Below are 11,347 nucleotides of genomic sequence, written 5' to 3'. Positions count from 1 at the left end.
AGGACGCACCCGGTGCGGCGGACGCGTCGGGCGCGCCGCACAGCGGGTCCGCGCGGCGCCGGGACGAGGACGCTGACGGCGGCACGGGGCGGGACCAAGAGCCCGGTGCCTCCGGGGGTCCGGGCATAGCCTGAACCGGCGCCGCGACCGGCCGGCCGCGGGCTCCGCGGACCGTGGGAGGTGACCGCGATGAGCGGTCGGGTCGTGCACTTCGAGATCCCGTTCGATGACGCCGAGCGCGCCTATGCGTTCTACCGCGAGGCGTTCGGCTGGCAGGTCCAGCCGGTGCCGGACATGAACTACACGATGGTCGCCACCGGGCCCACGGGCGACCAGGGCCCGACCGAGCCGGGCTACATCGACGGCGGGCTGATGGGCCGCGGGGGCAACTTCACGCACCCGGTCGTGGTCATCGACGTCGACGACATCGACAAGGCCCTCGAGACCATCGGCGCCCTCGGCGGTGCGACCGTCCTCCCGCGGATGCAGGTCGGCGACATGGGCTGGACCGCCTACTTCCGCGACCCCGAGGGCAACACCGTCGGCCTGTGGCAGACGGCCCGGAGCTGAGCGCGCACCAGGTCGCGCAGCCGCAGCCGCCCCCGCCGCGGCCGCCCCGGCCGCTGGCTCAGGCGCGCGGGCCGGCGGAGTAGACGGCCAGCGAGGCGGCGACGTAGTGCACCGCGAAGGCCGCCACCGTGAACACGTGGAACACCTCGTGGAAGCCGAACCAGCGCGGTGAGGGGTTGGGCCGCTTGGTGGCGTAGACCACGGCGCCGAGGGTGTAGAGCAGGCCACCCACGGCGATCAGCGTCATGACGGCGACCCCGCCGCGCTGGAGCAGCGGGCCGAAGTAGAACACCGCGACCCAGCCCAGGGCGACGTAGACCGGGGTGTAGAGCCAGCGCGGCGCGCCGACCCACAGCACCCGGAACAGCACGCCGGCGACGGCGCCGCTCCACACGATGAGCAGCAGCGTGCGGGACTGCTCCGGGGGCAGCAGGAGCAGGGCGAAGGGCGTGTAGGTGCCGGCGATGATGAGGAAGATGTTGGAGTGGTCCAGGCGCTTGAGCACGCCCTCGACGCGCGGCGACCAGCTGCCGCGGTGGTAGACCGCGGAGGTGCCGAACAGCATCGCGGCGGTCAGGCCGAACACCGCGGCGCCCAGCCGGGCGGTGCCCGTCGGGGCGAGGCACACCAGCACGATCCCCGCCGCCAGGGCCAGGGGGAACGTGCCCGCGTGGATCCACCCGCGCAGGTGGGGCTTGAGGGCGGCGACCGCGGACTCGACGGTTCCGGGGCTGGTCTCGCCGGAGGAGGATGGGCTGGCGCTGACCGGGCGGGAGCTCATGGTCGTCACCGTAACCTACGGTCACGTAAGTTACTAGCACGTAGGTTGTGAGGCGGTCGCGGAGGGCTGTGGGGCTGCCCACACGGGCGGAGTACGGTGGTCGCGCACCAGACCGAGGAGGACGGACGTGGGTCTGCGGAACCTGTTGTACGGCGCGTACGAGCGCCGCCTCATTGCTCGCCTCCCCGCGGACCGGCTCCCACGCCACGTGGGCGTCATGCTCGACGGCAACCGCCGCTGGGCCAAGGCCAACGGCGCCGACACCGCCCAGGGCCACCAGGCCGGCGCGGACAACATCTCGCCGCTGCTCGGCTGGTGCGAGGAGGTCGGCGTCGAGGTCGTCACCCTCTGGCTGCTGTCCACCGACAACCTCAACCGTCCCGCCGCCGAGCTGACGCCGCTGCTGCGGATCATCGAGACCGCCGTCGCCGGGCTGGCCGCCGCCGGCCGCTGGCGGCTCAACCCCGTCGGCGCGCTCGACCTGCTGCCCGCCGAGACGGCGCACAAGCTCAAGGAGGCCGCGGACGCGACCCGGGACGTCGACGGGCTGCTGGTCAACGTCGCGGTCGGCTACGGTGGCCGGCGCGAGATCGCGGACGCGGTGCGCTCGATGCTGCAGGAGCACGCCGCCCGGGGCACCTCGATCGAGGAGCTCGCCGAGGTCCTCGACGTCGAGCACATCGCCGACCACCTCTACACCAAGGGCCAGCCCGACCCCGACCTGGTGATCCGCACCTCCGGCGAGCAGCGGCTCGGCGGGTTCCTGCTGTGGCAGAGCGCCCACAGCGAGTTCTACTTCTGCGAGGCCTACTGGCCCGACTTCCGCCACGTCGACTTCCTCCGGGCGCTGCGCGCCTACGCCGAGCGGGAGCGTCGCTTCGGCGCCTGAGCGCACCCCGGCGCGCCGGCAGGCTCGTCCGCTATGTCCGGAACGCCCGGTCAACGGTCGGTGACGGTCGGGTGACGGCTCACGACGCGCCGTCGAAATGGCGTCACACGCGCCCCCGGGCGTCGTACCGTCAGAACTGACGCCAGGCACCCGCCGCGCGTTCGGGAGGTCCACCCATGGAGCGAATCCGGCTCCGGACGGAGGGCCGGACCCGGCCCACCCGTCACCGGGGGGCCCGGTCCCGGTCTCAGGTCCGAGAGTGAGGCGCAGCGGCAACGCTGTGCCGAGGGAGTCGGAATTGGCCACGACCCGTCGTTCGTCGACCAGCCCCACCGCCGCAGTGTCCGCGAGCCCCTCACCCGGGGCGCAGCGCGCGCCGCGAACCCGGCCCACCCAGGCCGCCCCGCACGACCCCGCCCACCGCACGTTCGTCCTGGACACCTCCGTCCTGCTGTCCGACCCCAGGGCCATGCTCCGGTTCGCCGAGCACGAGGTCGTCCTCCCCGTCGTCGTGGTCACCGAGCTCGAGGGCAAGCGTCACCACCCCGAGCTGGGCTACTTCGCCCGTCAGGCGCTGCGCCTGCTGGACGACCTGCGCGTGCGCGAGGGCCGCCTCGACGCCCCGGTCGCGGTCGGCGAGCACGGCGGCACCCTGCGGGTGGAGCTCAACCACACCGACCCCGAGTCGCTGCCGGCGGGCTTCCGCCTAGGCGACAACGACACCCGGATCCTCGCGGTGGCCCGCAACCTGGCCAACGAGGGCTGCGCGGTCACGGTGGTGAGCAAGGACCTGCCGATGCGCGTCAAGGCCTCGGCGGTCGGCCTCGACGCCGAGGAGTACCGCGCCGAGCTCGCCGTCGACACCGGCTGGACCGGCATGACCGAGCTCGACGTCACGGTCGAGCAGATGGACGCCCTCTACGACGCCGGGCGCGTGGAGCACGACGCGGCCCGGGACCTGCCCTGCCACACCGGCCTGGTGCTCCTGTCCCCGCGGGGCAGCGGGCTGGGCCGGGTCGGCGCTGACAAGTCGGTGCGGCTGGTGCGCGGTGACCGCGACGCGTTCGGCCTGCACGGCCGCAGCGCCGAGCAGCGGGTCGCCCTGGACCTGCTGCTGGACCCCGACGTGGGCATCGTCAGCCTCGGCGGCCGCGCCGGCACCGGCAAGAGCGCCCTGGCGCTGTGCGCCGGCCTGGAGGCGGTGATGGAGCGACGTCAGCACCGCAAGGTCGTCGTCTTCCGCCCTCTGTATGCCGTGGGCGGGCAGGAGCTGGGCTACCTGCCGGGCAGCGAGTCGGAGAAGATGGGTCCCTGGGCCCAGGCGGTCTTCGACACCCTGGGTGCGCTGGTCTCCCACGAGGTGGTCGAGGAGGTCCTGGACCGGGGGATGCTCGAGGTGCTCCCGCTGACCCACATCCGTGGCCGCTCCCTGCACGACGCGTTCGTCATCGTCGACGAGGCCCAGAGCCTGGAGCGCAACGTGCTGCTCACCGTGCTGTCCCGCATCGGCCAGAACTCCAAGGTGGTGCTGACCCATGACGTGGCCCAGCGCGACAACCTCCGGGTCGGTCGGCACGACGGGGTCGCGGCCGTGATCGAGGCGCTCAAGGGTCACCCTCTGTTCGCACACGTCACGCTCACCCGCAGCGAGCGCAGCCCGATCGCGGCCCTGGTGACGGACCTGCTCGAGGGCCTGGAGATCTAGAACCGGCGCCCTGAACAGGGACTTCAGTCCCGAACCCCTGACGGCGGGCGTGTGTCGGCTCACACGCCCGCCGTCACTGTGTGTGACGAACCTCGGCAGGAGCTTGTCCACAACCCCGACGGAATATCCCCATTGCCCGATTTGTGGGCTACGCTGCGTGCTCAACCGGGACCGGCCGCGGGTCGCCGAATTTGGTGGGCCATGGCCGGACTGTCACCGTTGACGGAGTCAGATCTCGGTCAGGTAACGCCGGCGCCCCAACGGCGGGGCGCCTTCTGATGCCGTAGTCCCCTGCAGCATCACCGGCGTTACAGCCATCTGCGTGCGCGGGCCGCCCACGAGGCGCGCCCACTCTCTTCTGGAGGCGTCATGACCACGTCCTACGCGGGCCGGCACCGAGGTAACACCCCGTGCCCCCGCACCAGCACGCAGGGCACGGTCTTCGGAAGGCCACTTGTGTTCAACCAAGCTCTTCGGCGTCCGCTGGTCTCCTCCGGCGCCGCGCTTGCCACCATCGCCGCCACCGCGGCGGGCTATGCGTCGGCCAACGACCACGCGACCACCCGTACGTCGTTCACCGTCAGCCCCGAGGCGGTCGCCCAGGCGACCGAGCTCTCGGACAACCAGATCGACACCAACGCCTACCTCGCGGCCGCCAAGACCGCTGCCAACACGCAGCGCGCCGCGATCGAGGGCAAGGCCGCTGCGGCCGCCCGCGCCCGCGTCGAGGCCGCTGCGCAGGCCCGTGCCGAGGCCGCAGCCCGAGCCGCGCGTGAGAAGCAGCGTCAGGCGCTGCTCGCGCAGGCCAACGCCGACCCGCGCGCCCTGGCCAAGCTCATGCTCGGCCAGTTCGGCTGGGGCCAGGACCAGTTCGGCTGCCTGGACTCGCTGTGGACCAAGGAGTCCAACTGGAACGTCCACGCCGTCAACGCCGGCTCCGGCGCCTACGGCATCGCCCAGGCGCTGCCGGGCTCCAAGATGGCCTCGGTCGGCTCCGACTGGCAGACCAGCGCGGCCACGCAGATCAAGTGGGGTCTGCAGTACATCCAGAGCCGCTACGGCTCGCCGTGCTCCGCGTGGGGCCACTCCCAGGCCATGAACTGGTACTGAGCCGCACCACGACATCGACCCCGGACGGCAGCGCCGTCCGGGGTCCGTCGTGTCTGCCGTGATCAGCCCGGGCCGGTTTGCTCACCACGGGCCGCTCCCGGCGGCTTCGAGGAGCCGATCGACCGGCCTCCACCGAGCAAAGCCGTCCGGGGTCGGCAACCTCAGGCGGGAGGACGGGTCATCGCGAGCACGTCGAGTGCAGCGTCGAGCTGGTCCTCGCTGAGCTCGCCGCCCGCGACGTGGCCGCGGTCGATCACGACGTCGCGGATCGAGCGCCGCTCGGCCAGGGCCTGCTTGGCCACGGCAGCAGCCGCCTCGTAGCCGATGTAGCGGTTGAGCGGGGTGACGATCGCGGGGGAGCCCTGGGCCAGGTCCAGGCAGCGCTGCTCGTCGGCGGTGATGCCGTCGACGCAGCGGTCGGCCAGCAGCCGGGCGGCGTGGGCGAGGAAGGTCAGCGACTCGAGCAGGTTGCGGCCGATGACCGGGAGCATCACGTTGAGCTCGAAGGCGCCGCTCGCCCCGGCGGTGGTGATGGTCAGGTCGTTGCCGATGACCTGGGCGCAGACCATGAGGGTGGCCTCGGGGACCACCGGGTTGACCTTGCCGGGCATGATGCTCGAGCCCGGCTGCAGGTCGGGCAGGTGGATCTCGCCGAGGCCGGCCCGCGGCCCGGAGCCCATCCAGCGCAGGTCGTTGCAGATCTTGGTCAGGCTGACCGCGACCACCTTCACCGCGCCGCTGAGCGCCACCACGGCATCTTGGGTGGACTGGGCCTCGAAGTGGTTCTCCGCCTCGCGCAGCGGCACCCCGGTCTGGGCGGCGAGCCGCTCGATGACCGCGGCCGCGAACCCCGGCGCGGCGTTGAGCCCGGTGCCGGCCGCGGTGCCGCCCAGGGGCAGCTCGGCCACGCCCTCGGCGGCGGCCCGCACCCGGGCGATGCCGAGCTCGACCTGGCGCCGGTAGCCGGAGAACTCCTGGCCCAGCGTGACCGGCACGGCGTCCATGAGGTGGGTGCGGCCGGCCTTGACCACGGAGGCGAACTCGGCCTCCTTGCGCCCGAGCGACTCCGCCAGGTGCGTCAGCGCGGGCACCAGCTCGCGGGCCACCGCCACGGCGGCGGCGACCCGGATCGCGGTCGGGAAGGTGTCGTTGCTGGACTGCCCGGCGTTGACGTGGTCGTTGGGGTGCACCGCCAGGCCGCTGCTCAGGTGCGCCAGCCGGGCCACCACCTCGTTGACGTTCATGTTGGTCGAGGTGCCCGAGCCGGTCTGGAACACGTCGATGGGGAAGTGCTCGTCGTGACGGCCGTCGGCGACCTCGGCCGCGGCATCGGCGATGGCGCCGGCCAGCTGCTGGTCGAGGGCGCCCAGCTCGGCGTTGACCTCGGCCGCGGCCGCCTTCACCCGGGCCAGGGCGTGCACGATCTCCACCGGCATGCGCAGCCCGGAGATCGGGAAGTTCTCCACCGCCCGGGCGGTCTGGGCGCCCCACAGCGCCTCGGCCGGGACCCGGACCTCGCCCATCGAGTCGTGCTCCACGCGATCGGTCATGGGGCCATCATCACCCCGGCGGACCGGCCGCGCAGGCTGCGCGCGGGCGGACGGAGGGTCGCCGGCGGGCGGAGGGTCGCCGGCGGGCGGACGGCGGCGGGCTCGCGGCTCAGAGCTTGCGCAGGCGGACCCGCCGGACGCTGTGGTCCTCGCCCTTGGCGAGGACCAGCGTGGCCCGCCCCCGGGTGGGGCGGACGTTCTCGACGAGGTTGGGGGCGTTGATGGAGTCCCAGATCCGCTCGGCGGTGGCGCGGGCCTGCTCGTCGGACAGCGCGGCATACCGGTGGAAGTAGGAGTCGGGGTCGGCGAAGGCGGTGCCGCGCAGGCGGAAGAACCGGTCGACGTACCACCGCTTGATGTCCTCGGGACGGGCGTCGACGTAGACGGAGAAGTCGAAGAAGTCGCTGACCGCCAGGCCGGTGCGGCCGTCCGCCAGCACCCGCGGCGGCTGGAGCACGTTGAGGCCCTCGATGATGAGCACGTCGGGGCGACGCACCACGGTCCGGGCGCCGGGGACGATGTCGTAGGTCAGGTGGGAGTAGACCGGGGCGGTGACCTCCTCCACGCCCGCCTTGACCTCGGCCACGAACCGGAGCAGCGCCCGGCGGTCGTAGGACTCGGGGAAGCCCTTGCGCTGCAACAGCCCCCGGCGCTCGAGCTCGGCGTTGGGGTAGAGGAAGCCGTCGGTGGTGATGAGCTCGACCCGCGGGGTGCCCGGCCAGCGGCCGAGGAGCTCGCGCAGGATCCGGGCGGTCGTGGACTTGCCCACGGCGACCGAGCCGGCGACGCCGATGAGGAACGGCGTGCGCTCGGGCTGCTCGCCCAGGAAGTCGGTGGTGATCCGGTGCAGGCCGGAGGTGGCGCCGACGTAGAAGTTGAGCAGCCGCGAGATCGGCAGGTAGACCTGCTCGATCTCCTCGAGGTCGAGCCGGTCCCCGAGCCCGCGCAACCGGGTGACGTCGGCCTCGGTCAGGCTCAGCGGGTGCTGGTTGCGCAGCCGGGCCCACGCCGCGCGGTCGAGCTCGACGTAGGGGGAGGGCAGGCCGGGGCCGTGGGGATGGGGCACGGCGCTCATTCTGGCCGAGCGGTCCGGCGTGCGCTGCCGGGGTGGGGGTCCGGCTAGGCTGACCGCCATGTGCGGAATCGTTGGATACGTCGGCCCGAACGTCGACGGCAAGGCGCTGGACGTCGTCCTCGAGGGGCTGGCCCGGTTGGAGTACCGCGGCTACGACTCGGCGGGCGTGGCCCTGGTCACCGGTGACCACGTCTCGACCGAGAAGCGGGCCGGCAAGCTGGTCAACCTCACCGAGACGCTGGCGGCCCACCCGCTGCCGGAGTCGTCGACCGGTATCGGCCACACCCGGTGGGCCACCCACGGCGGGCCGACCGACGAGAACGCCCACCCGCACCGCGGTGGCGAGGACGGCAAGCTCGCCCTGATCCACAACGGCATCATCGAGAACTTCCACGCCCTCAAGTCCGGCCTCCTCGCCGACGGCGTGCACTTCCTGTCCGAGACCGACACCGAGGTCGTCGCGCAGCTGCTGGCCAAGGCCTACGAGCAGACCCACGACCTGACCGCCGCGATGCAGCAGGTCGTCGGCGACCTCGAGGGGGCCTTCACCCTGCTCGCCGTCCACGCCGACCAGCCCGGCGTCGTCGTCGGCGCCCGTCGCAACTCCCCGCTGGTCGTCGGCCTCGGCAACGGCGAGAACTTCCTCGGCTCCGACGTCGCCGCGTTCATCGGCTACACCCGCAGCGCGCTCGAGCTCGAGCAGGACCAGATCGTCACGATCACCCCGGAGGCGGCCACCGTCATCAACTTCGACGGCACCCCGGCGCAGGGCAAGCAGTTCGAGGTCACCTGGGACGCCGCGGCCGCCGAGAAGGGTGGCTACCCCAACTTCATGGCCAAGGAGATCAACGAGCAGCCGCACGCGGTCGCCGACACCCTCCTGGGCCGCACCGACCAGACCGGCCGGCTGGTGCTCGACGAGCTGCGCATCTCCGAGGACGACCTGCGCGCCGTCGACAAGATCGTCATCATCGCCTGCGGCACCGCCGCCTACGCGGGCATGGTCGCCAAGTACGCCATCGAGCACTGGTGCCGCATCCCCTGCGAGGTCGAGCTGGCGCACGAGTTCCGCTACCGCGACCCGGTCATCAACGAGCGCACCCTGGTCGTGGCGATCTCGCAGTCCGGCGAGACCATGGACACCCTCATGGCCGTCAAGCACGCCCGCGAGCTCGGCGCCAAGGTCGTCGCGGTCTGCAACACCCACGGCTCGACCATCCCGCGCGAGTCCGACGCGGTGCTCTACACCCACGCCGGCCCCGAGATCGCCGTCGCCTCCACCAAGGCGTTCCTGGCCCAGATCACCGCCTGCTACATCCTCGGCCTCTATCTCGCCCAGCTGCGCGGGGGCACCTACGCCGACGAGGCGCAGGCGGTCATGAAGGACCTGCACGAGGTCCCCGGCAAGATCCAGCAGGTCCTCGACGACCTCGACCGGGTCCGCGAGATCGCCCGCTTCATGGCCGACACCCGCTCGGTGCTCTTCCTGGGCCGCCACGTGGGCTACCCCGTGGCCCTGGAGGGCGCGCTCAAGCTCAAGGAGCTGGCCTACATCCACGCCGAGGGCTTCGCCGCCGGCGAGCTCAAGCACGGCCCGATCGCCCTGATCGAGCCCGGCCAGCCGGTGTTCGTCATCGTCCCCTCGCCGAGCAGCGAGCACGGCCTGCACGGCAAGGTCGTCAGTAACATCCAGGAGATCCGCGCCCGCGGCGCCCGCACCCTGGTCATTGCCGAGGAGGGCGACGAGGACGTCGTGCCGTTCGCCGACGTGGTCATCCGCGTCCCGCAGACTCCGCCGCTGCTGGCGCCGCTGGTCACCACGGTCCCGCTGCAGGTCTTCGCCTGCGAGCTGGCCACCGCCAAGGGCCTGGACGTCGACCAGCCGCGCAACCTGGCCAAGTCGGTCACGGTCGAGTGACCGTGGCCGCGCGGGTGGCCGGGCGGGCCGCATGATCCTCGGCGTCGGCATCGACGTCGTCGACGTCGAGCGCTTCGGGCAGACCCTGGAGCGCACGCCCGGCCTGAGGGACCGGCTCTTCACCGAGTCCGAGCGCGAGCTCGGGCTGAACTCCCTCGCGGCGCGGTTCGCCGCCAAGGAGGCGCTCGCCAAGGCGCTCGGCGCGCCCGCGGGCATGCACTGGAGCGACGCCACCGTGATGCGCGGCGACGACGGCCGCCCGCACCTGCAGGTCATCGGCAGCGTGCAGGCCCGGGCCGACGCCCTGGGCGTGCACAGCCTGCACGTGTCGCTGTCGCACGACGCCGGCATCGCCTCGGCCGTGGTCATCGCCGAGGGCTGACCCGTGATCGACGCCTACGCCGTGGAGGACGTCCGGGCCGCCGAGGAGGCGGCCATGGCCGCCCTGCCCGAGGGCGAGCTGATGCAGCGGGCCGCGGCCGGCCTGGCCGAGGTCGTGGCCGTGCGGGTCGCCCGCGACGGCCACGTCGTGGCGGTCGTCGGCGGCGGCAACAACGGCGGGGACGCCCTGTATGCCGCGGCGCGCCTCGCCGAGCGCGGGTTCGCCGTCGGCGTGGTCACGGTGAGCGGGCACCCGCACGAGCGCGGCCTGGATGCCGCGCTCGCGGCCGGCGTCGAGGTCGTGGAGTCGACCGTCGCGCCCGCCACACCGGAGGCCGCCCGCCTGCTCGCCGCCGCCGACGTGGTCGTCGACGGCGTGGTCGGCATCGGCGGGCGCCCGGGACTGCCCCCCGCTGCCCGCGCCGTGTTCGACCTCGTCCCCGACGAGGCGTGGCTGGTGGCCGTCGACCTGCCCAGCGGCGCCGATCCCTCCGGCGAGGACAGCAACGCCGACCGGGTCTTCGCCGACGAGACGGTGACCTTCGGCGTGGCCAAGCCGGTGCACCTGCTGCCTGCCACGGAGTCCGCCGTGGGGCGCCTGACCGTGGTCGACATCGGCCTGGAGGTCGACACCGTCCCCGCGGTCCAGCGGCTCACCCACGACGACGCCGCCCGCCTGTGGCCGGTGCCCGGGCCCGGCGACGACAAGTACTCCCGCGGGGTCCTCGGCGTGGTCGCCGGCGGGGAGCACTACACCGGGGCGGCGCTGCTGTCGGTGACCTCGGCGGTCTGCTCCGGCGTCGGCATGGTCCGCTACGTCGGGCCGTCGACCCCCACCGCGCTCGTGCGGGCCCAGGTGCCCGAGGCGGTCATGGGCCCCGGCCGCGTGCAGGCGTGGGTGGTCGGTCCCGGCCTGGACGCCCAGGACGACTCCGGCGCCGGACGGGCGCAGGTCACCGCCGCCCGGGACGCCCTCGCCTCGGACGAGCCCTGCGTCGTCGACGCCGGGGCGCTCGACCTCCTCGAGGGCGTTCGCCCGGCCCCGACCATGCTGACCCCGCACGCCGGTGAGCTCGCCCGGGCGCTGAGCCGGCTCACCGGCCGGGAGGTCACCAGGGCCCAGGTGTCCGGGGCGCCCGTGACCCATGCCCGTGAGCTGGCCGACCGGACCGGCGGCACCGTCCTGCTCAAGGGCTCGACCACCCGGGTCGTGCCGCCCGGGAGCAGCGGGCTGCCGATCCGGTCGCAGGCCGACGCTCCCGCGTGGCTGGCCACCGCCGGCTCCGGCGACGTGCTGGCCGGACTGGCCGGCACCCTGCTCGCCGCGGGCCTGGACCCCCTCGACGCGGGCAGCCTCGCCGCGCTGGT

Annotated in this window: 10 protein-coding genes; 7 read left to right on the top strand and 3 right to left on the bottom strand. The window is 73.2% G+C overall.

Annotation, left to right across the window (positions count from 1 at the left end; all coding sequences use genetic code 11):
- Positions 1-189 precede the first annotated feature (189 nt).
- A complete protein-coding gene (locus VF825_RS06570) occupies positions 190-570 on the top strand; it encodes a VOC family protein (protein WP_331111399.1) in 381 nt (126 codons plus the stop codon).
- Positions 571-628: 58 nt separating this feature from the next.
- Here VF825_RS06570 and trhA read toward each other — a convergent pair whose 3' ends face one another.
- Positions 629-1,351, bottom strand: a complete 723-nt coding sequence (gene trhA, locus VF825_RS06565; RefSeq protein ID WP_331111397.1) for a PAQR family membrane homeostasis protein TrhA — start codon at positions 1,349-1,351, stop codon at positions 629-631.
- 127 nt (positions 1,352-1,478) lie between these two features.
- Here trhA and VF825_RS06560 point away from each other — a divergent pair, with 127 nt between their 5' ends.
- The 3 genes from VF825_RS06560 (at position 1,479) to VF825_RS06550 (ending at position 5,055) form a co-directional block, all read left to right on the top strand.
- Positions 1,479-2,240 (top strand): isoprenyl transferase, encoded by a 762-nt coding sequence (locus tag VF825_RS06560; RefSeq protein WP_331111395.1) that lies wholly within the window; start codon positions 1,479-1,481, stop codon positions 2,238-2,240.
- Positions 2,241-2,709: 469 nt separating this feature from the next.
- The gene (locus VF825_RS06555; protein WP_414695782.1) at positions 2,710-3,945 is read left to right on the top strand and encodes a PhoH family protein; all 1,236 of its coding nucleotides are present in this window, start codon (positions 2,710-2,712) and stop codon (positions 3,943-3,945) included.
- 456 nt (positions 3,946-4,401) lie between these two features.
- Entirely contained in the window at positions 4,402-5,055 is a 654-nt protein-coding gene (locus VF825_RS06550) for a hypothetical protein (protein WP_331111393.1), read from the top strand.
- Between the two features lie 161 nt (positions 5,056-5,216).
- On the opposite strand, the gene VF825_RS06545 is transcribed toward VF825_RS06550, so the two are convergent.
- Both VF825_RS06545 and coaA read right to left on the bottom strand, forming a co-directional pair.
- Positions 5,217-6,605 (bottom strand): class II fumarate hydratase, encoded by a 1,389-nt coding sequence (locus VF825_RS06545; protein WP_331111391.1) that lies wholly within the window; start codon positions 6,603-6,605, stop codon positions 5,217-5,219.
- A 109-nt stretch (positions 6,606-6,714) separates the two neighbouring features.
- Positions 6,715-7,680 carry a type I pantothenate kinase gene (gene coaA / locus VF825_RS06540; RefSeq protein ID WP_331111389.1) on the bottom strand — a complete coding sequence of 322 codons (966 nt, stop codon included), beginning with the start codon at positions 7,678-7,680 and terminating at the stop codon, positions 6,715-6,717.
- 58 nt (positions 7,681-7,738) lie between these two features.
- Between coaA and glmS the strand changes: the two genes are divergently transcribed.
- From glmS to VF825_RS06525, 3 genes are all read left to right on the top strand, one after another.
- The gene (gene glmS, locus VF825_RS06535; protein WP_331111387.1) at positions 7,739-9,598 is read left to right on the top strand and encodes a glutamine--fructose-6-phosphate transaminase (isomerizing); all 1,860 of its coding nucleotides are present in this window, start codon (positions 7,739-7,741) and stop codon (positions 9,596-9,598) included.
- Between the two features lie 31 nt (positions 9,599-9,629).
- Positions 9,630-9,980 carry a holo-ACP synthase gene (locus tag VF825_RS06530; RefSeq protein WP_331111385.1) on the top strand — a complete coding sequence of 117 codons (351 nt, stop codon included), beginning with the start codon at positions 9,630-9,632 and terminating at the stop codon, positions 9,978-9,980.
- 3 nt (positions 9,981-9,983) lie between these two features.
- The coding region (locus VF825_RS06525; RefSeq protein ID WP_331111383.1) for a bifunctional ADP-dependent NAD(P)H-hydrate dehydratase/NAD(P)H-hydrate epimerase at positions 9,984-11,347 on the top strand (1,364 nt) is incomplete at its 3' end.

Origin of the sequence: Oryzihumus sp., from assembly GCF_036391795.1 — a bacterium.
Taxonomy (GTDB): domain Bacteria; phylum Actinomycetota; class Actinomycetes; order Actinomycetales; family Dermatophilaceae; genus Oryzihumus.
The sequence above is the reverse complement of the archived record's forward strand: the minus strand, read 5'-3'. Positions and strand labels throughout refer to the sequence as shown.

Excerpts from the sequence above, each read along its gene's own strand:
- VF825_RS06570 (WP_331111399.1), top strand. The coding sequence starts at position 190 with ATGAGCGGTCGGGTCGTGCACTTCGAGATCCCGTTCGATGACGCCGAG.
- trhA (WP_331111397.1), bottom strand. The coding sequence starts at position 1,351 with ATGAGCTCCCGCCCGGTCAGCGCCAGCCCATCCTCCTCCGGCGAGACC.
- VF825_RS06555 (WP_414695782.1), top strand. The coding sequence starts at position 2,710 with ATGCTCCGGTTCGCCGAGCACGAGGTCGTCCTCCCCGTCGTCGTGGTC.
- VF825_RS06545 (WP_331111391.1), bottom strand. The coding sequence starts at position 6,605 with ATGACCGATCGCGTGGAGCACGACTCGATGGGCGAGGTCCGGGTCCCG.
- coaA (WP_331111389.1), bottom strand. The coding sequence starts at position 7,680 with ATGAGCGCCGTGCCCCATCCCCACGGCCCCGGCCTGCCCTCCCCCTAC.
- glmS (WP_331111387.1), top strand. The coding sequence starts at position 7,739 with ATGTGCGGAATCGTTGGATACGTCGGCCCGAACGTCGACGGCAAGGCG.
- VF825_RS06530 (WP_331111385.1), top strand. The coding sequence starts at position 9,630 with ATGATCCTCGGCGTCGGCATCGACGTCGTCGACGTCGAGCGCTTCGGG.